Source organism: Pseudomonas sp. Ost2, assembly GCF_018326065.1.
GTDB classification, from domain to species: Bacteria; Pseudomonadota; Gammaproteobacteria; order Pseudomonadales; family Pseudomonadaceae; genus Aquipseudomonas; species Aquipseudomonas gingeri.
The window spans coordinates 4,760,456-4,777,556 of the sequence record NZ_AP021904.1 but is presented as its reverse complement, the minus strand read 5'-3'; the positions used below and the strand labels follow the sequence as shown (position 1 = coordinate 4,777,556).

22 protein-coding genes and 2 tRNA genes are annotated in these 17,101 nt (G+C 61.2%); 16 read left to right on the top strand and 8 right to left on the bottom strand.

The annotated features are described in order from the left end of the window. Positions 1 to 112 precede the first annotated feature (112 nt). Positions 113 to 1,051, top strand: a complete 939-nt coding sequence (locus KI243_RS20855; protein ID WP_212809854.1) for an AraC family transcriptional regulator — start codon at positions 113 to 115, stop codon at positions 1,049 to 1,051. 118 nt (positions 1,052 to 1,169) lie between these two features. Next, on the top strand, positions 1,170 to 1,730 hold the full coding sequence (locus KI243_RS20850) for a hypothetical protein (RefSeq protein ID WP_212809853.1): 561 nt from the start codon (positions 1,170 to 1,172) through the stop codon (positions 1,728 to 1,730). 81 nt (positions 1,731 to 1,811) lie between these two features. Here the strand turns inward: KI243_RS20850 and KI243_RS20845 are convergent, their stop codons facing one another. From KI243_RS20845 to KI243_RS20835, 3 genes are all read right to left on the bottom strand, one after another. After that, complete coding sequence (locus tag KI243_RS20845) at positions 1,812 to 1,994, bottom strand: hypothetical protein (RefSeq protein WP_017124671.1); 183 nt, start codon at positions 1,992 to 1,994, stop codon at positions 1,812 to 1,814. Between the two features lie 140 nt (positions 1,995 to 2,134). After that, a complete protein-coding gene (locus KI243_RS20840) occupies positions 2,135 to 2,329 on the bottom strand; it encodes a hypothetical protein (RefSeq protein WP_017124670.1) in 195 nt (64 codons plus the stop codon). A gap of 270 nt (positions 2,330 to 2,599) precedes the next feature. Beyond that, positions 2,600 to 2,944 carry a hypothetical protein gene (locus KI243_RS20835; protein ID WP_042934687.1) on the bottom strand — a complete coding sequence of 115 codons (345 nt, stop codon included), beginning with the start codon at positions 2,942 to 2,944 and terminating at the stop codon, positions 2,600 to 2,602. A 257-nt stretch (positions 2,945 to 3,201) separates the two neighbouring features. On the opposite strand from KI243_RS20835, the gene KI243_RS20830 reads away from it, so the two are divergent. Then, complete coding sequence (locus KI243_RS20830; RefSeq protein WP_177108145.1) at positions 3,202 to 4,020, top strand: shikimate 5-dehydrogenase; 819 nt, start codon at positions 3,202 to 3,204, stop codon at positions 4,018 to 4,020. A 29-nt stretch (positions 4,021 to 4,049) separates the two neighbouring features. Here KI243_RS20830 and KI243_RS20825 read toward each other — a convergent pair whose 3' ends face one another. After that, on the bottom strand, positions 4,050 to 4,697 hold the full coding sequence (locus KI243_RS20825) for a DUF480 domain-containing protein (protein WP_017124667.1): 648 nt from the start codon (positions 4,695 to 4,697) through the stop codon (positions 4,050 to 4,052). Positions 4,698 to 4,827: 130 nt separating this feature from the next. Between KI243_RS20825 and KI243_RS20820 the strand changes: the two genes are divergently transcribed. Next, positions 4,828 to 5,337 carry a DUF1993 domain-containing protein gene (locus tag KI243_RS20820; protein ID WP_017124666.1) on the top strand — a complete coding sequence of 170 codons (510 nt, stop codon included), beginning with the start codon at positions 4,828 to 4,830 and terminating at the stop codon, positions 5,335 to 5,337. A 52-nt stretch (positions 5,338 to 5,389) separates the two neighbouring features. Here the strand turns inward: KI243_RS20820 and nhaR are convergent, their stop codons facing one another. Further along, on the bottom strand, positions 5,390 to 6,331 hold the full coding sequence (gene nhaR / locus KI243_RS20815; RefSeq protein ID WP_212809852.1) for a transcriptional activator NhaR: 942 nt from the start codon (positions 6,329 to 6,331) through the stop codon (positions 5,390 to 5,392). A gap of 134 nt (positions 6,332 to 6,465) precedes the next feature. On the opposite strand from nhaR, the gene KI243_RS20810 reads away from it, so the two are divergent. Next, the gene (locus KI243_RS20810; protein ID WP_177129203.1) at positions 6,466 to 6,708 is read left to right on the top strand and encodes a hypothetical protein; all 243 of its coding nucleotides are present in this window, start codon (positions 6,466 to 6,468) and stop codon (positions 6,706 to 6,708) included. A gap of 28 nt (positions 6,709 to 6,736) precedes the next feature. Further along, positions 6,737 to 7,486 carry a TerC family protein gene (locus tag KI243_RS20805; protein WP_017124663.1) on the top strand — a complete coding sequence of 250 codons (750 nt, stop codon included), beginning with the start codon at positions 6,737 to 6,739 and terminating at the stop codon, positions 7,484 to 7,486. A 61-nt stretch (positions 7,487 to 7,547) separates the two neighbouring features. On the opposite strand, the gene KI243_RS20800 is transcribed toward KI243_RS20805, so the two are convergent. Continuing rightward, entirely contained in the window at positions 7,548 to 7,715 is a 168-nt protein-coding gene (locus tag KI243_RS20800) for a hypothetical protein (RefSeq protein ID WP_017124662.1), read from the bottom strand. 171 nt (positions 7,716 to 7,886) lie between these two features. Between KI243_RS20800 and KI243_RS20795 the strand changes: the two genes are divergently transcribed. Next, positions 7,887 to 8,630 (top strand): peptidase C39 family protein, encoded by a 744-nt coding sequence (locus tag KI243_RS20795; protein ID WP_212809851.1) that lies wholly within the window; start codon positions 7,887 to 7,889, stop codon positions 8,628 to 8,630. A 131-nt stretch (positions 8,631 to 8,761) separates the two neighbouring features. Here KI243_RS20795 and KI243_RS20790 read toward each other — a convergent pair whose 3' ends face one another. Continuing rightward, positions 8,762 to 10,045, bottom strand: a complete 1,284-nt coding sequence (locus tag KI243_RS20790) for an FAD-binding oxidoreductase (protein WP_212809850.1) — start codon at positions 10,043 to 10,045, stop codon at positions 8,762 to 8,764. Between the two features lie 184 nt (positions 10,046 to 10,229). Here KI243_RS20790 and KI243_RS20785 point away from each other — a divergent pair. The 3 genes from KI243_RS20785 to KI243_RS20775 all read left to right on the top strand — a co-directional run bounded on the left by KI243_RS20785 (position 10,230) and on the right by KI243_RS20775 (position 11,065). Then, a tRNA-Val gene (locus tag KI243_RS20785) sits at positions 10,230 to 10,306 on the top strand. Between the two features lie 253 nt (positions 10,307 to 10,559). Beyond that, positions 10,560 to 10,636 (top strand) — tRNA-Val (locus KI243_RS20780). Positions 10,637 to 10,864: 228 nt separating this feature from the next. Further along, positions 10,865 to 11,065, top strand: a complete 201-nt coding sequence (locus KI243_RS20775; RefSeq protein ID WP_212809849.1) for a hypothetical protein — start codon at positions 10,865 to 10,867, stop codon at positions 11,063 to 11,065. A gap of 291 nt (positions 11,066 to 11,356) precedes the next feature. Here KI243_RS20775 and KI243_RS20770 read toward each other — a convergent pair whose 3' ends face one another. Beyond that, positions 11,357 to 12,229 (bottom strand): SPFH domain-containing protein, encoded by an 873-nt coding sequence (locus tag KI243_RS20770; RefSeq protein ID WP_017124657.1) that lies wholly within the window; start codon positions 12,227 to 12,229, stop codon positions 11,357 to 11,359. A gap of 590 nt (positions 12,230 to 12,819) precedes the next feature. On the opposite strand from KI243_RS20770, the gene KI243_RS20765 reads away from it, so the two are divergent. The 6 genes from KI243_RS20765 (at position 12,820) to KI243_RS20740 (ending at position 17,101) form a co-directional block, all read left to right on the top strand. After that, a complete protein-coding gene (locus KI243_RS20765) occupies positions 12,820 to 13,428 on the top strand; it encodes an XRE family transcriptional regulator (protein ID WP_212809848.1) in 609 nt (202 codons plus the stop codon). 42 nt (positions 13,429 to 13,470) lie between these two features. After that, positions 13,471 to 14,241 (top strand): ATP-binding cassette domain-containing protein, encoded by a 771-nt coding sequence (locus KI243_RS20760; protein ID WP_212809847.1) that lies wholly within the window; start codon positions 13,471 to 13,473, stop codon positions 14,239 to 14,241. A gap of 41 nt (positions 14,242 to 14,282) precedes the next feature. Continuing rightward, entirely contained in the window at positions 14,283 to 14,753 is a 471-nt protein-coding gene (locus KI243_RS20755; RefSeq protein ID WP_244861910.1) for an Lrp/AsnC family transcriptional regulator, read from the top strand. 202 nt (positions 14,754 to 14,955) lie between these two features. After that, on the top strand, positions 14,956 to 15,717 hold the full coding sequence (locus KI243_RS20750) for a transporter substrate-binding domain-containing protein (RefSeq protein WP_212809846.1): 762 nt from the start codon (positions 14,956 to 14,958) through the stop codon (positions 15,715 to 15,717). A 5-nt stretch (positions 15,718 to 15,722) separates the two neighbouring features. Continuing rightward, entirely contained in the window at positions 15,723 to 16,412 is a 690-nt protein-coding gene (locus KI243_RS20745) for an ABC transporter permease subunit (RefSeq protein ID WP_017124652.1), read from the top strand. Then, a complete protein-coding gene (locus KI243_RS20740; protein WP_177129197.1) occupies positions 16,409 to 17,101 on the top strand; it encodes an ABC transporter permease subunit in 693 nt (230 codons plus the stop codon). The genes KI243_RS20745 and KI243_RS20740 overlap by 4 nt, the downstream gene beginning before the upstream one ends.

Below are 17,101 nucleotides of genomic sequence, written 5' to 3'. Positions count from 1 at the left end.
AATCCGGGAGTTGCTGCGGGTTTCTCTCGATTGCTTGCCTGATCCTATGAGCGACGTATCCAGGAGCATCGCCGTCGGAGTACATTCCGGTTTTCCGCTGGAGGCAGGCGACATGGGCCATGACAACCCACGCACGGACCGCATTATCGAGTTGATGGGGCAGTTGGCGCCTGTCGAGGGATACAACCTGACACCGCTCGACGACGTGCGCTTTCTGCGCTCCAATCGTCCGCTCAACCGCACGCCGGTGCTTTACGATCCGGGCATCGTGATCGTCTGCCAGGGGCGCAAGCGTGGCTACCTGGGTGAAGACATCTACGTCTACGACGCGCAACACTACCTGGTGGTCTCGGTACCCGTGCCCTTCAGCATGGAGACGCAAGCCAGCGCAGCCGAGCCGATGCTGGCGGTGTATCTGCGCCTGGATTTCAACCTGGCCGCCGAGTTGATGCTGGAGCTTGATGAAGTCGCCGGGCTGGCCGAAGCCAAACCCAAGGGGATGTACTCCTCGCCGATGGATGACAAGCTGAGCGACTCACTCCTGCGCTTCCTGGAAGTGATGAGTGTCCCGGTCGAAGCGCGGATTCTCGGCCCGACGCTGATGCGGGAAATCTACTACCGCATCATCACCGGCGAGCAGGGCGGTTCGATGCGGGCCGCGCTCAATCGACAAGGCCAGTTCGGCAAGGTCGCCAGGGCCATACGCAAGATTCATTCGTGCTACAGCCAGCACCTGGATGTCGAACAGCTGGCCAGGGAAGCGATGATGAGCGTGCCCAGTTTTCATTCGCACTTTCGCACGGTCACCGACACCTCGCCGATGCAATACCTGAAGTCCACCCGCCTGCACCAGGCGCGCCTGCTGATGTTGAGAAACGACATTACTGCGGCGACGGCGTGCGCGATGGTGGGCTACGAAAGCGCGTCGCAGTTCAGTCGTGAGTTCAAGCGCTTTTTTGGTCGTACCTCGCAGGAGGAGATTCAGTGGATGAAACGGACCTATGCCTTGCCTGCTCCCACCAGCAGTTCCATTTATGTCTCGTCCCATTGAGGACTGAACATCGATTTTTGTGTATCGGCCCTGACATGTGATGGTGTCGGTCACGCACAGCGATTAGCATCGCCACTTGATCGCGAACGGCGCTTTTCAAGACGTGAGGAATCGGGCAATGCCAAAGGGTTTTATCAGCCGGGATTACCTGCCCATGGTGGTCGGGGCGGGGGTAGTGGCCGTGGTGGTGGTGGGGTTTGCCTTCTTTCCGAAGTCGGTCGACTGGTATGGCTGGATCCAGGCCGTGGGATTGATCGTCGGGCTGATGGTGGCGATTGCCGTGCCGGCGATCCAGCGCAAGCAGGCATTCCAGGCCGAACGCCGGCAACTGCGCGAGCGTGAAGTCGGTTATGCGCGGCGCCTGCATTACTTCGGGCTGGAGATCCTCGAGCTATTGGCGCGGATCACCGCCAGCCTGGCGCACTTGCGCGCGACCGACCGGCATCGCTACCAACGTATCCTCGAGGACTTCCTGCAGCGGTTGTTCGAGTCCCACAAGCATGACCTCAACGATGACCGGATTGTCATCATTCACGAGTTGCGCAAGGTCGCCTACGCCCTCAGTGACGAACTGGAAAGCGGGCGTTCGGACCGCGTGGTGATGATCGAACTGGAGAAGCGCCTGCAGAAGCTGGTGCATCGCACCCAGGTCAATAGCGCACAGGCCGAGCGCGGCTGATCGGCGCCCATAAAAAAGCCCGCAACCAGTGCGGGCAAGGGGTTGTGCGGAGCAACGCACGATTCGGGAACAGGTAGGCGGTCAGGCACCGAAGCTGTGCAGGTCCATGCGCTCGGACAAGGCCTTGGCCGCCGGCAGGGACGTGAAGGGACCGCTGATGGGGACGCCGTCGCGGACCAGGTACCAGCAGGCGAGCAGTCCCAGTTCCCTGAGCGAGGCGGGAACGGCGCTGCCGATAACGGACATGATCTGAACCTTGGGCATAAGTACCTCCATCAATCTATGGAGCTACCTTACGGGGATGGCGGTTCGGGGGAAAATCACCGCGCTCGATAGTGGACATCGACGAAATCAAGCCTTGCGCCATAACGGGGCATCGACCGCAAGCGCTTGAACATGCCGGATCAGTCGACGACCTGATCCAGCATGTTCACCACTTCCTGTTCGCTCAACAATCCCTTGCGAACCAGGTTCTCGGCCAGCAGCGAGAGAAACTTGGCCGTGCGATGGCCCTCCAGCTGCTTGAGTTCGGTGAGGGCGCTGTAGACCTTGCTGGAAGTGCAGAGGCCGGCGGTGCGATGCGGGTTTTGCGTAGGCATGGCTCGTCCTTGTTTTTATAGGTAGAAGTTTTCAGGGCGTATGGGCGATCTTGCCGATCGCTAATGGCACCCATATGACAGCCGTGTGAATACCTGCTCCGGGTGACGGCTTATGCATATCATGCGCCATTGGCCCTGCGTTGCTGTCTCGCTTGCGACCTTTACCACCGAAATTCAGACCCGTCCTGTGACGCGTTCGTACTTTTCAGCAAGCCCAGAACGAGTCAGGCCCCGTCTTGCGAGCGGGGCCTGGGGTTCTTGCCTTGACGATTACCAGCGTGGGCCGTAGCCGTAGTGCGGGTGACCGTAGTACGCCGGACGGTAGTAGCCGCCACCGCCGTAGACCACCACCGGAGGCGGTGCCTGGACGTAGACCGGGGCCGGCTGGTAGTAGACCGGAGCCGGTTGCTGGACATAGACCGGTGCGGGCTGTGCATAGACAGGCTGCTGGACGTAGACCGGGCGGCTGTTCGATACCACCGAGCCGACAATCGCCCCACCGATCACGCCACCCAACAAGGCAGGACCAACCCAGCCGCCACCGTGGGCGGAGGCCTGACCTGCGACAGCGAGTGCACCAACGAGCAAAGCTATCTTGGGAATTGTACGAATCATGATTATTCCTCGGGTTCCAACCCCAGCGCTTGTTGTCTGCAATAGACTCAAGGACTGTCGCGGGGATACTTCTATGACAGCGACTTCCTGAAAATCTTCACAGCCGCTGAGTAAATTTTGTGTAAGGTTCCTGGCGATGCTTCCTTACAGTCCTGCGATACCCGCGCCAGAGCCTTGCACCTGCGGGCTATGATCAACGAAAACCGGGGTCGATGGCTAATCCCGTCTATCCGAAAGTACCCTCCAGGAGATGAAACATGCAGATGAACCCCAACAAAGACACCCAGCTGTGCATGTCATTGTCTGGGCGCCCCGGAAATTTCGGCCTGCGTTTCCACAATCATCTGTATGAACAGCTGGGCCTGAACTTCTACTACAAGGCCTTCAGCAGCCAGGACCTGCCCGGCGCGGTCGGCGGGATCCGAGCCCTGGGGATCCGTGGCTGCGGTGTGTCGATGCCGTTCAAGGAAGCCTGCATCGCCCTGGTGGACGAGCTGGACGCCTCGGCCGCGGCGATCCAGTCGATCAACACCATCGTCAACACCGCCGGCCACCTCAAGGCCTACAACACCGACTACATCGCGATTGCCCAGTTGCTGGAGACCCATGCCGTGCCCCGCGACACCAGCTTTGCCCTGCGTGGCAGCGGCGGCATGGCCAAGGCCGTGGCGTCGGCCCTGCGTGATGGCGGTTACCGCAATGGCGTGATCGTGGCGCGCAATGAGTCGGCCGGCAAGGCGCTGGCGGCGATCTGCGGTTACGAGTGGCAGGCGCAACTGGGCGAGTTGCGCCCGCAGATGCTGGTCAATGTGACGCCGGTGGGCATGGACGGTGGGCCGGAGGCCGGTCAGCTGGCTTTCGAGGCCAGCGCGGTGGACGCGGCCGAGACGCTGTTCGATGTGGTGGCGATTCCTTCGGAAACGCCACTGATCGTGCGCGGGCGCGAGCAAGGCAAGCGGGTGATCACCGGCCTGGAAGTGATTGCCATCCAGGCCCTGGAGCAGTTTGTGCTGTACACCGGAGTGCGACCGACAGCGGAGCAGTTCCAGAAGGCCGTGGCGTTTGCCCGGACCTAGAGACACCACGCGATTCCTGCAGAGGGAGCTCACTCCAACCGGGCAAGGCGCTCTTCCAGCGCCGCAATCCGTGCCTCCAGCTCTTCGATCCGTTCCACTGACACCGCGCCCGCAGTGCCGCGCTCCGGTCCTTGCTGACGCGCCGCGATGATCGCTTCGATATCCGCCGGATCGCCCAGGGCATGGGTGTAGCGGTCTTCGCGCTGTCCGGCCTGGCGTGGAATCAACAGCGCCAGGCCCCGGGCGATCAGGCGCTCCAGCTGGTGCACCACCTGTTCGGTGTCCTCGAAATCATGCATCCGGCCACTGCGGGTCAGCAGCTCATTGACCGTCTGTGGCCCGCGCAGGAACAGCAGGCCGATCAGCACCACTTGCGCCGGCACCAGTTCCAGCGCCTTGTCGACCCGATGCTCCCAGCGATCGGCCCGGCTGCCCATCACCAGGCGGGTGAAGCCCTGGCCTTCGAGGGCGCGCAGGCTTTGCCCGACCTGGCCCTGGCTGAGGTTCGTCACCGGTTCGCGACTGGTTTTCTGGTTGCAGGCGAGGACCAGGGCATTGAGGGTCAGCGGGTAGGTTTCCGGGTTGGTGGCCTGCTTTTCGATCAGGGAGCCCAGGATGCGGATTTCCGTGCTGTTCAACCGTGGCTGGTCGCCGGAAGTCTCTTGCTCGGTGCTCATTGTGCTGTTCCCTATGCGTTGGAAGGGCACTAGCGTAGGACTTCCCGACGTAAAAAGACAAGCCGCAACGACGGGAACCCTGGCTATAATCGCCCGGCTTCATTCCTGCCATCTTCATTGCGAGATCCCCATGACCATTTCCCTGTACGCAGCTTCCATTCCGGTTTTCAAGCAAATGCTCAACGCCCTGAGCGACGTTCTGAACAAGGCCGAAGCCCACGCGACGGCGAAGAACATCGATCCGAGCGTATTCGTACAAGCCCGCCTGGCTCCGGACATGTTCCCCCTGGTGCGCCAGGTGCAGATCGCGGTCGATTTCGCCAAGGGCGTGTCGTCGCGTCTGGCAGAGATCGAAGTACCGTCCTACCCGGATACCGAAACCACCTTCGCCGATCTGCAGGCACTGCTGAGCAAGACCCTGGCGCACCTGGACAGCATCACCGCCGCACAGGTCGACGGCAAGGAAGGCATCGAGATCGTGACCCGTCCGGGTACGCCGAAAGAGAAGCGCTTCAGCGGCCAGTCGTACCTGCTGAGCTATGGCCTGCCACAGTTCTTCTTCCATGTGACCACTGCCTACGCGATCCTGCGTCACAACGGCGTGGAAATCGGCAAGCGCGACTACATGGGCGCGTTCTGATTCGTCAAACCTGACGCACTGCCTGTGGGAGCCCGCTCCCACAGGTCTGCTTTCACAAGGACTGCCTCGTGACTGCGCACGGCCGGCGCTTAACCTTCCGCCCCATGAACAGCTCGCGCCGGGCGCCTTCGGTAATTGCCAGGATGCCGGGATGCTTGACCTTGCGCTCCACCGAGATCGCATAGAAAGATTCGCTCACGGCATCGGTCTGGCCCATCAGCCTGACGCCGTACTGCTTGCACACCTCATCGGCGATCACGCTCGGGGCGATGAAGAAGCCGCTGCCGGATTGCCCGAAGGCCTGCATCAAGGCGCTGTCGTCGAACTCACCGACAATCTTCGGCTGGATCTTCTGTTCGGCGAACCAGCGCAACAAGCGGCTGCGCACCACGGTTTCCTGGCCGGGAATCAGTAGCGGCGCGCCCTGCAGGCAGCTGGGGAAGGTGTCGCCGTAGCGTTGCGCCAACGCCTCGGTGGCGAAAAAACTGACCCCGCATTCCCCCAGCTTCTGGCTGTAGCCCTTGATATCCAGGTGGCTCGGCATCGGGCTGTCGGAAATCACCAGATCCAGGCGCTGGATCGCCAGGTCCGCCAGCAGGCGTTCGAGCTTGTCTTCGCGGCAGGTAATGCGGATCGGTTCGTCCAGCTCCATGGTCGGGGCGATCAGCCGGTAGACGATGGACTTGGGCACCACATCCGCCACTCCGACCCGAAACAGCACCTGCTGCTCTTTCGGCTGTGCCCGCAGCATCGCCTCCAACTCATTGCCCAACTGGAACATCTGCTCGGCGTAGGGCAGGGTCTGGCGCCCGGCTTCGGTCAGTTCGAGCTGGCGTCCGGCCTTGCGGAACAGCTCAACGCCAAAGGTCTGTTCCAGCAGGCTGATCTGGCCGCTGATGGTTTGCGGGGTCAGGTTCAGCTGTTCACAGGCGCGCACGATGCTGCCGGTCTTGGCCACGACCCAGAAATAGTGCAATTGCCGGTAATTGAGCATGGCGGCCATCACTTCGTAAAAAGCGAAGTATAGCGCTTAAAAATACGAATTTTCCTGAAGTATCGCGCTCCCTAGAATGCAGCGCTATCGGCGAGCCAACTGAGCGGTTCGCCCGGGAACAGAAGGAACCCTGGATGAAACGCCATTCGATCATGACCACCTCGCTGCTGATCGCCTCCTTGCTGGTGCTCGGCGGTTGCGACCAGGCAGAAAAAAGCGCCCGGCAGTTGATGGGCACGGCGGCCGAAACGGCCAAGCAAGCCATCGACGATACGCACAAGGCGGCCGAACAGGCCCTCAGTGACGCGACCAGTGGGTTGCCGCTCAACAAATCGAAACCTGCGGACGAGACTGAAAAGTCGTCCCGGGAAATCTAACCCGCTTTACCGGAATCAGGACTGAACCATGGAATACCTGTTGGAACTCGCTGTCAGCCCCACTGCCTGGATTGCCCTGGCGACGTTGATCGTCATGGAAATCGTGCTCGGCATCGATAACCTGATCTTCATTTCGATCCTGACCAACAAGCTGCCTGCGCAGTTTCGCACCAAGGCGCGGCGGATCGGTATCGGCATGGCGCTGATCCTGCGCCTGGCCCTGCTCGGCACCATCGCCTACATCGTCAAGCTCACGGCGCCAGTGCTCGAGGTGTTCGGCCAGGCGTTTTCCTGGAAGGACATGATCCTGATCGCCGGTGGCCTGTTCCTGGTCTGGAAGGCAACCACTGAAATCCATCACAGCATGGACCCGGAAACCAAGGAGCACGACGACAGGCCTTCGCGGGTGTCGCTGGGGTTCGCCGCCGCCATCGGCCAGATCCTGATGCTCGACCTGGTCTTTTCCATCGACAGCATCATCACCGCGGTGGGGATGACCGAACACCTGCCGATCATGGTGATCGCGGTAGTCGTGGCGGTAGCCGTGATGTTGCTGGCTTCCGAGCCGTTGGCGAAGTTCATCAACGACAACCCGACGGTGGTGATGCTGGCCCTGGGCTTCCTGATCATGATCGGCATGACGCTGATCGCCGAAGGCTTCGGTGCCCATGTGCCCAAGGGCTATGTGTACGCCGCCATGACCTTCTCGGCGGTGATCGAGGGGCTGAACATGCTGGCCCGTCGTGCCCGGCAGAAACGCGAGGCGGTGCAAGCCTGATCCGCGTCGTGTAACGAGAAAGGCCGCCTGGTTCCAGGCGGCCTTTTTTGTGGGAAATCTCTTAATGGGCGCTGACGGTGCGTCCCTGTGGCTTGTCGGCTTCCTGCGGTTGCGAGGGTAGGGCGTGCGGGTGATGGCGACGGGAGATCCGCAGGATTCCCCACAACATGGCCGCCGCGACCGCCAGCCAACCCAGGATCAACAATGCAACTGTCACGATAAGGCTCATCAGTGCCTCCTTCGCCCCGAAGGGGCTCGCTCACTTCGTCTTGCTTGAGGATCAGTCTAGTCGCTGGGATGTTTCAGGCTATTGACCAATGGTCGTGTTCGGTCAGTCATTTCGCTCTATGGCGTCGGACAAACTGTGATGAAAGGCTATACCACCGCGTGACTGCGACCTATGATCAAGGCCCGAGCCGGGGCTGACCTTGCCTGGCACCTGATCAAGAGAGTGAAGATGTTCGAGGGATCAACCCATTTGCGCTGCCTGTCATCCCGCCGGTTGTTGATGGTGGGCGCCCTGTTGCTGGCCCTGGGCGGCTGTGCCGGCAGCGTCCAGCCGGAAATCCAGCGTTTGCCGGAGCGTGTGGAACTCAATGGTGTGCCGTTTTTCCGCGGCGAGGTTTATCAGAGCGGTCCGGGAGCCCTGGCCAGCATGCTGTCGCAGCAGGGCGTGACGGTGACCCCTGGGCTGTTGGACAAGCCCCTGAAGCTGCCGGGCGCCGAGGCGGATCTGCAACGCAATATGCAGGTGCTGGCGCGCGAGTACGGCATGGTGGTGTACCCGCTGGATGCCGAATTGCCGGCGGTGCTGACTCAGGTCGCGGCCGGATATCCGGTGATGGTGCGGTTCAATGAAGGGCGGGTGTTTTCCGAACCGCGTTATGCCGTGGTGGCCGGCTACAACCGGACCAAGCAGACGGTGTTGTTGCGGGCGGGGATGAACCGTCGGCTGCTGATGGATTTCGACAAGTTCACTTCGGCCTGGAAGAGTGCCGGTGGCTGGGCGGTACTGATCCAGGCGCCGACGCAACTGCCGGCCCAGGTCGACCGACAGTGCTGGTTGAAGGCCGCCGATGACCTGTCCCGGGCAGGGCAGGAGCAGGCGGCGGCGAAGGCGACCAGGGCCATTGCCGGACACTGATCGCTCGCAGCCCGCATGACACAGGAAAACCTTGTGGGAGCGGGCTTGTCGGGACGCCGCAGCGCCGGGAAGAGAGCCTTGAGGTTTGCAGCCTTCTCGAGGAGCTCTTCGCCGGCAAGCTCCCGCAAGGACTAAACCCCGAGCTTGTCGCGCATCGTGTAGTACCACGCCCCCAGCGCGGTAAATGGCGTGCGCAGCAGTTGCCCGCCGGGGAACGGATAGTGTGGCAGGTCGGCAAAGGCATCGAAGCGTTCGGCCTGTCCGCGCAAGGCTTCGGCCAGCACTTTGCCCGCCAGGTGCGTGTAGGTCACGCCGTGGCCGCTGCAGCCCTGGGAATAATAGATGTTGTCGCCCAGGCGACCGACCTGGGGCAGGCGCGACAGGGTCAGCAGGAAGTTGCCGGTCCAGGCGTAGTCGATCTTCACGTCCTTGAGTTGCGGGAAGGCCTTGAGCATCTTCGGCCGGATGATCGCCTCGATATTCGCCGGGTCCCGTGCGCCATAGACCACGCCACCGCCGAAGATCAGGCGCTTGTCGCCGGAAAGACGGTAGTAGTCCAGCAGGTAGTTGCAGTCTTCCACGCAGTAATCCTGCGGCAGCAACGATTTCGCCAGAGCATCGCTCAACGGCTCGGTGGTGATCACCTGGGTGCCGCAGGGCATCGACTTGGCGGCCAGTTCCGGCACCAGGTTGCCCAGATAGGCATTGCCCGCGACGATGATGAACCTGGCCCTGACCTTGCCCTGTGGCGTGTGCACCACTGGGTTGGCGCCGCGTTCGATACGTACTGCGGGCGATTGCTCGTAGATCGTGCCGCCGAGTGACTCGACCGCCGCGGCTTCGCCGAGCGCCAGGTTGAGCGGATGGATATGGCCGCCGCTCATGTCGAGCATGCCGCCGACATACTGATCGCAGTCGACCACTTCGCGGATACGGCGCTGGTCCATCAACTCCAGCTGGGTATGACCATAACGTTCCCAGAGCTTCTTCTGGGATTCGAGGTGGCCCATCTGCTTTTTGGTAATGGCGGCAAAGACACCGCCGTCCTTGAGGTCGCACTGGATGTTGTACCTGGCTACCCGTTCCCGAATGATCCGGCCGCCTTCAAAGGCCATCTGTCCGAGCAGTTGTGCCTGTCTGGCGCCGACGCTGCGCTCGATCACATCGATGTCGCGGCTGTAGCTGTTGACGATCTGGCCGCCGTTGCGGCCCGAGGCGCCGAAGCCGACCCTGGCGGCTTCCAGCACCGTGACCCGGAAACCGTTCTCCAGCAGGAACAGTGCGCTGGAGAGGCCGGTGTAGCCGGCACCGATCACGCATACATCGGTTTCGACGTCATCCTGCAACAGCGGGCGCTCGGGAACCGGATTGGCCGATGCGGCGTAATAGGACTGGGGGTAGGGGGTGTTCGCCATCCTGGAACCTCTGTTTTATATTTTTTACGAGTGGCCTGATCCTACCTCAGATGAAATACCCCCGCCAGCCACCCGAAACATCGGCGTTGCCGGGGGCCAAATAAAAAATTTGCCTATTCATAGACTTAGCGGCAAAAAAGGTATTGACACACTTCGCCAAATCCGTAGAATGCCGCCTCACAGCAGGCACGTAGCTCAGTTGGTTAGAGCACCACCTTGACATGGTGGGGGTCGTTGGTTCGAGTCCAATCGCGCCTACCAAACAAAATCCGCTCTGCTGGGCGGTGTAGAAAGGCCAACCGAAAGGTTGGCCTTTTTTTCGTCTTGAATTCGGCGATGTAGGAGGGCGGACAGCCTTTGCTGCCTGCGGGCTTTTCCGGGCCCGCGGCAGGAGTGCTGGCCTGATTTCATTTGCGAAAGGTGCTTTCGGTAGAAATTTTCAAGCCTATTCATAGGCTTAGAAGAAAAAACAGGTTGCCAGCCTGCGGAAAATCCGTAGAATGCAGCCCACAGCAGGCACGTAGCTCAGTTGGTTAGAGCACCACCTTGACATGGTGGGGGTCGTTGGTTCGAGTCCAATCGCGCCTACCAGATAAAATCCGCTCTGCTGGGCGGTCTAGAGGGGTCAACCGAAAGGTTGGCCCTTTTTTTGTGTCTTGATTTTGAGGTTTTCTCCCTCCTGCATCGACGCTGCGGCGCTCCTGAAATACCGACAAACATTCGATTGGTTGACCACTCTTCTCGTATTCCTCAGCATTCTTTGCCATTGCCAGGTCGTCGTATGGAAATGCTTGGCCGGGTTTTGCGCAGGGATGCAGCATGGAAAGTAAAACGATTCGCTGGTTGGCTGACGCGATGGCGGGTCTGGGGGCAGGTGCTGCTATTACCGGTTTTTCGACTTTGTACCTCTTGGCGGGCGACGCCACACCCAAGATGGTGTTGTTGAGTGTCACGCTGTTTGTCGCCAGTGTTGTTTGTTTTGTCTTCTCTTGCGTGTGCGCAATTCAGGAGGTGGGCTAGTGAAGGCCATAATCGTTCTGTCCTGGTTGGCCTGTATGGTTTTATTGATAGCTTTCGCCATCTACCGGGGACGCAAGAAAGCAGCTTCCGATGTTCGCTCCCGGTTATCGGATCGCGAGTTACTCAATCAGGCGACAACCGAACTCCAGGCCCTCCGGGCGGAGGTCCGTCATCTCGGCAGGCAAATCGAGGAAAAGTCCGGAGGTTGACTGGGGAGGGGGGTCTGCTGCTCGCAATGAGCTTGAGGGTGCCAGGATTCTCCCGAATATCCGGCGCCCCGCACTGACTCCGTTACTCAGCCTGACGATTCTGTCGGGCATCGATAAACGGCACCGCGCCGTCTGGCAGTACCGTCGTCGGCAACACGCCGTTCCAGCGCTCGGCCTTGGTCAATTCCACCAGGTTCTGGTTGCTCGCCAGGGCCTGGGCGCGGGCCTTGATCGCTTCGGCTTCGGCGCGGCCGCGCAGTTCTGTGGCCTGGGCATCGGCCTTGGCCTGGGCCAGTTGCGCGTCGGCTTCGGCCTGGGCCTGGGTCACGCGGATCTGCGCCTGGACCTGTTCGGTCGCCAGTTGCTGTTCGCGGGTCTTGACCTGGACTTCGGCGGCCATGCGCGCTTCGATGGCTTTTTCATAGGCGTCGCTGAAGTCGATGTTCTCGACTTGCACGCTGTCGATCATTACGGGACCCGCCACGGCTTTCTTGATGGCGGCGGAAATGTCGTTGACCAGCTGGACGCGGTTCTGCACCGCGGCAACCGCGTTGAACTGACCGAAGACGTTCTCGACCTGGGTGGGCACCTGGCGGCTGATCAGTCGGTCGCGCACGCCGTCGATGTCCTTGAACTGGGTGTATACCTTGGCGACATCGGAAGGAGCAACGTGCCAGGAAACTGAAACCTTGAGCTGGGCCGATTGCTGGTCCTTGCTGTAGGCCTGGAGGTTCTCGTAGGCCGATACCTGGCTCTGGGTGCTGATCAGTTTGACCGTCTCGATAAAGGGCGTCTTGAACGACAGGCCGGGGTCCACTACGCCGACCAGCGCACCATTTCTCAGCAGTACGCCACGCTCTGTTTCATCCACGGTGTACCAGCTGCCGAAAAACACCACGATAAGGCCCAGTGCCGCTGCACCGCCAATCACGCTGCCGATCATATTACGGGTCATAGTTCGTTCCTTTGAGCGGCGGGAAAACACATCCCTGGATACGCTGCCTGAATGCTCAGGGCGCGTCCCGCCAGCATGGCCAAGAGTTCTGGAGGTCGCCTTGCCGACTGCAACGGTTCCGGGTGCCCATCGAGGTGCCCGGATCGGCGGCTCGACATGATAGCTGCGCCGCCTGTTCCGTTCTGAGAAGCGACTCCCATCCCTGAGTCTAATCGAAACGTCTTCCTGCTTTTCCTGAGGGCAAGGGTCACTGCCTGTAACAGTGATGGGCATCGCCCGTTTCCTGTCTTTGCCTGTTTTCTGTCTTGAGGGCAGGTGCGCACCACGACAGTTCGCGGTGCCCCAAAAGTGCCCGGTCTGCCTGCTTTTTTCTCCCTGTCATGAGGCTCGATATGTCTATGTCGAGGTTTCCAAATAGGAAACTAATTGTTGGGATAGGTTGTTCCATTTGCATCTGGATACCTTGAAATGGCGAGCTTGAAGGATGGGTGTCTTCATTTTTTCCAGGTTTTATTGGGTTTTTAATAGGTTGGCTCGATGCTTGCTATGTTCAATTCAAGTTGTCTAATTGGAAACTCAAGGACCGTCCAATGCCTAGCAAGAAAATCGAAATGCCGGAGGACGAAACCGTCAGCGGCTCGTCGGGCAGCACCGACCCGTTCAACGTCGGCAGTCGCCTGCGGGCACTGCGCCAGGCCAAGGGCATGCTGATCGATGAGGTGGCGCAAAAGGTCGGTGTCAGCAAATCCTTTATCAGTCGTTTCGAGCGCGACACGGTGCAGGCTTCGGTGGCGACCTTGTTGCGTATCTGCGAAGCCATCGGCATCAAGCCGGGCGAACTGTTCGAGCCGCCGTCCACCCGCTTTGTCGCGGCCGGGCAGGGCGCGCCGATCAGCCTGGGTGGCGAGGGCATGCGCGAGTACCTGATCTGTGGAGCCGGCAACGAACACATGATGGCGCTTTATTCGGTGATCGAGCCGGGCGGCGGTTCCGGTACCGAACCCTATTCGATCAAGGCTGCCGCCGACCTGGTGCATGTCCAGAGCGGCTGCCTGGAGATGCGTGTCGCAGAGGAAACCTACCTGCTGCGAGCCGGCGACACCCTGACCTTCGCCCCCAGCGATCCGCACACCTGGGTCAACCCGTCGAAGGATGAAGTGTGCACGGCGTTGTGGGTCATCGTGCCGCCGCCGGCCTGACCCCGCTGATCTTTCTTTCCCACAGGCATGAGGAGCGAATCGATGTACAAGCTGGCAGTGACCGACCTGCATAAAAGCTACGGCGACCACCAGGTGATCAAGGGCGTCAGCCTTTCCGCCCGTTCCGGCGACGTAGTGAGCATCATCGGCTCCAGCGGTTCGGGCAAGAGCACCTTCCTGCGTTGCATCAATCTGCTGGAGCAGCCCAGTGCCGGGACCATCCAGGTCAACGGCGAGCTGCTCGATACCCGTCGCGATCGGCGCAGTGGCGCCTTGCGGGCCCGGGACCCGGTGCAGTTGCAGCGCATGCGCGGACGCCTGGCGATGGTGTTCCAGAATTTCTGCCTGTGGTCGCACATGACCGTGCTGGAAAACGTCATGGAGGCACCGATGTACGTGCACGGACTGAGCAAGGCCGAGGCCCGCGAACGCGGTGAAGCCTATCTGCACAAGGTCGGCCTGGCGCCCGCTTGTCATGGCCAGTACCCCGCACACCTTTCCGGCGGCCAGCAGCAGCGGGTGGCGATTGCCCGGGCCCTGTGCATGGAGCCTGAAGTGATGCTGTTCGACGAGCCGACTTCGGCCCTCGATCCCGAGCGGGTCGGTGAAGTGCTCAAGGTCATGCAGACCCTGGCCGAGGAGGGCCGGACCATGGTGGTGGTGACCCACGAGATGGGGTTTGCCCGTCACCTGTCGACCCAGGCGTTGTTCCTGCACCAGGGGCGGATCGAAGAGCAGGGTACGCCGGCGCAGTTGTTCGAGCAGCCTCGCAGCGAACGCCTGCAGCAATTTCTTTCCGGTCGCCTGAAGTAGGAGGCTGCCATGTCCCGAGTGATGAACGAAGCCCCCCGGTCCTGGATCGTATCGACGCCGCGATTCTCGACATCCTGCGCGACGAAGGCCGGATCACCTATCAGGAACTCTCCGAACGGGTGCACCTGACGCCGCGGCCGTGCCTCGAACGGGTGCGCAAGCTGGAGAAGCTCGGGGTGATCCGCGGCTACGGCGCGATGATCGACCTGCCGCGGCTGTCGCCCGGTGTTTCGCTGCTGGTCATGGTGGCGCTCTCCAACCAGAACGGCCGGACCGCGCAGCGCGCTTTCGAGGCGAAGATGCGGGAAAGCCGCGAGGTGATCGAGTGCCAGCTGGTCAGTGGGGCCTTCGACTACTGCCTGCGCATGCATTGTCGCGACCTGGAGCATTACCGGGTGCTGACGGAGCAATGGTTCAACGATGTCGAGCTGCATATAGACCGTCTGGTCAGTCATCCGACCCTGGCCAGCGTGAAGCAGTCCGTCATCCCCGCCAGTGCTTTTCTGCCCTGATCCGCAGGCTATGAATACCCAGCCGAAGCCGCTGCGGTCCGCTCGGGAAAACAGCCGTATCCCGTGCGACTGCCGACGTTTACGACGGATAGATCCGAGGCCCCGGCGTTAGCCTTTAACCCTGAAAAGACGCTGTTTCAACAGCGCTGAAATGCCGCTGTTCAACACTGCCGAACCTACGACCCACCCATAGGACGCACTCATGAACCGTTTATCCACGCTGTTGTTCGCTTCCCTCTCGATGGTAGTCGCCGGTGGCGCCCTGGCGGAGCCGATCACTATTGCCACCGACGCGACGTTCCCGCCTTTCGAATCGGTGGACGGCTCCGGCAAACTGGTCGGCTACGATGTCGAGCTGGCCCAGGCTGTCTGCGATGCGGCCAAGCTCGATTGCAAGATCATCAACGCGGCCTGGGACGGCATGATTCCCGGCCTGATCAGTAACAAGTACGACGCGCTGATCTCGCAACTCACCGTTACCCAGGCCCGGCGCAAGATCCTTGCCTTCAGCGATATCTACGATCATCCGGTGTTCCGTTTCGTCGCGCACAAGGGGGCCAACCTGACCATCTCGCCCGAAGGTCTCAAGGGCAAGGTGATCGCGGTCCAGACCGGCACGCCGATGGACGCCTATGTCACCAAGAACTACACCCAGAGCACCATCAAGCGCTACGACAGCGGCAGTGCGCCTTATCTCGAACTGAGCAGCGGGCGCGCCGATGTGCACATGAGCTACCAGGCCCAGATCACCCACAGCTTCCTCAAGGGCGACAACGGCAAGGACTTCGAACTGGTCGGCCCGCTGTTCACCGGCAAGGACGCCCCCGAGTTCGGCGAAGGCGTGGCGATTGCCATCAACAAGAACAACGAGGCCTTGCTCAAGCAGATCAACGAAGGTCTTGGCGAAGTGCGTGACAGCGGCAAGCTCGACGCCCTCAACCGCAAATACTTCGACGCGCAGTAACGCCCATGTTGACCGACTACATCGGCAGTGTCCTGAGCGCCGGCTGGATCACCTTCCAGCTGGCCCTGGTGTCGCTGGCCCTGGCGGTGGTGCTGGGCCTGGCCGGGGCGCTGTGCAAGCGTTCGGAGCACCGCCTGCTGCGGGTGCTGGCGGAGATCTACACCACCCTGGTGCGGGGGATTCCCGACCTGGTGCTCATGCTGTTGATGTTCTACAGCCTGCCGGCCCTGCTCAACCAATGGATCGGTGCGGCGGGCGGCAGGTACTCCGTGGATCCGAGCCCGTTCCTGTCCGGTTCGCTGACCCTGGGGGTGATTTTCGGCGCCTACATGACCGAGACCTTTCGTGGGGCGCTGGAAGGGATTCCCCACGGGCAGTTGGAGGCCGCCCAGGCCTATGGCCTGGGGCGGGTGAAGACCCTGCGCAGCATCATCCTGCCGCAGATGGTGCGTCTGGCCTTGCCCGGTTTCACCAATAACTGGCTGGTGCTGGTCAAGGCCACGGCGCTGGTGTCGCTGATCGGCCTGCAGGACATCATGTTCCGGGCCAAGGGAGCCGCCGAGGCCACCGGCAAACCCTTCACTTTCTATCTGCTGGCGGGGGGCTTCTACCTGTTGATCGCGGTGCTGTCGCTGATCCTCGTCGGCTGGCTGGGCAAACGTTACTCGCAGGGCGTTCGGGAGTTGGCGCGATGAATTGGGATGTGATCTACGACAACCTGGACCTCTACGCCCAGGGCCTGCAACTGACCTTGCTGCTGACCGTGGTCGCGCTGGGAGTCAGCTTCTTCCTCGCCCTGGGACTGGCGGTGGCCCGCAATGCGGCCAACCCGCTGCTGCGCCACGGCGTGGCGGCCTACACCCTGGTGTTTCGCGGTACGCCGCTGCTGATCCAGTTGTTCCTGATCTACTACGGCCTGGCCCAGTTCGACCTGCTGCGTGGCAGTGTGCTGTGGACCTGGCTGTCCAACCCGCTGTTCTGCGTGTTGCTGGCCTTTATCCTCAACACCACGGCCTACACCACGGAAATCTTCGCTGGCGGGCTGCGTCATCTGCCGTCCGGCGAGGTCGAGGCGGCGCGGGCCTACGGCATGACGCCCTGGACCCTGCTGCGGCGAATCATGTTGCCGGCGATGCTGACCCGGACCCTGTCGCTGTACGGCAACGAGACCATCATGATGCTGCATGCGACCTCCCTGGCCAGCACGGTGACCCTGATGGAAATCACCGGCGTGGCACGCAACATCACCCTCAATCACTACATCCAGTTCGAACCCTATGTCACCGCGGGAGGGCTGTACCTGGTCCTGACGATGGTGCTGGTGCTGGCTTTCCGTTTCGCGCAACAGCGCTGGGCGAGCTATCTGCAGCCACGTCGGGGCTGA

Coding starts and splice junctions, on each gene's coding strand:
- KI243_RS20855 (WP_212809854.1), top strand. CDS start 113: ATGGGCCATGACAACCCACGCACGGACCGCATTATCGAGTTGATGGGG.
- KI243_RS20850 (WP_212809853.1), top strand. CDS start 1,170: ATGCCAAAGGGTTTTATCAGCCGGGATTACCTGCCCATGGTGGTCGGG.
- KI243_RS20845 (WP_017124671.1), bottom strand. CDS start 1,994: ATGCCCAAGGTTCAGATCATGTCCGTTATCGGCAGCGCCGTTCCCGCC.
- KI243_RS20840 (WP_017124670.1), bottom strand. CDS start 2,329: ATGCCTACGCAAAACCCGCATCGCACCGCCGGCCTCTGCACTTCCAGC.
- KI243_RS20835 (WP_042934687.1), bottom strand. CDS start 2,944: ATGATTCGTACAATTCCCAAGATAGCTTTGCTCGTTGGTGCACTCGCT.
- KI243_RS20830 (WP_177108145.1), top strand. CDS start 3,202: ATGCAGATGAACCCCAACAAAGACACCCAGCTGTGCATGTCATTGTCT.
- KI243_RS20825 (WP_017124667.1), bottom strand. CDS start 4,697: ATGAGCACCGAGCAAGAGACTTCCGGCGACCAGCCACGGTTGAACAGC.
- KI243_RS20820 (WP_017124666.1), top strand. CDS start 4,828: ATGACCATTTCCCTGTACGCAGCTTCCATTCCGGTTTTCAAGCAAATG.
- nhaR (WP_212809852.1), bottom strand. CDS start 6,331: ATGCTCAATTACCGGCAATTGCACTATTTCTGGGTCGTGGCCAAGACC.
- KI243_RS20810 (WP_177129203.1), top strand. CDS start 6,466: ATGAAACGCCATTCGATCATGACCACCTCGCTGCTGATCGCCTCCTTG.
- KI243_RS20805 (WP_017124663.1), top strand. CDS start 6,737: ATGGAATACCTGTTGGAACTCGCTGTCAGCCCCACTGCCTGGATTGCC.
- KI243_RS20800 (WP_017124662.1), bottom strand. CDS start 7,715: ATGAGCCTTATCGTGACAGTTGCATTGTTGATCCTGGGTTGGCTGGCG.
- KI243_RS20795 (WP_212809851.1), top strand. CDS start 7,887: ATGATCAAGGCCCGAGCCGGGGCTGACCTTGCCTGGCACCTGATCAAG.
- KI243_RS20790 (WP_212809850.1), bottom strand. CDS start 10,045: ATGGCGAACACCCCCTACCCCCAGTCCTATTACGCCGCATCGGCCAAT.
- KI243_RS20775 (WP_212809849.1), top strand. CDS start 10,865: ATGGAAAGTAAAACGATTCGCTGGTTGGCTGACGCGATGGCGGGTCTG.
- KI243_RS20770 (WP_017124657.1), bottom strand. CDS start 12,229: ATGACCCGTAATATGATCGGCAGCGTGATTGGCGGTGCAGCGGCACTG.
- KI243_RS20765 (WP_212809848.1), top strand. CDS start 12,820: ATGCCTAGCAAGAAAATCGAAATGCCGGAGGACGAAACCGTCAGCGGC.
- KI243_RS20760 (WP_212809847.1), top strand. CDS start 13,471: ATGTACAAGCTGGCAGTGACCGACCTGCATAAAAGCTACGGCGACCAC.
- KI243_RS20750 (WP_212809846.1), top strand. CDS start 14,956: ATGAACCGTTTATCCACGCTGTTGTTCGCTTCCCTCTCGATGGTAGTC.
- KI243_RS20745 (WP_017124652.1), top strand. CDS start 15,723: ATGTTGACCGACTACATCGGCAGTGTCCTGAGCGCCGGCTGGATCACC.
- KI243_RS20740 (WP_177129197.1), top strand. CDS start 16,409: ATGAATTGGGATGTGATCTACGACAACCTGGACCTCTACGCCCAGGGC.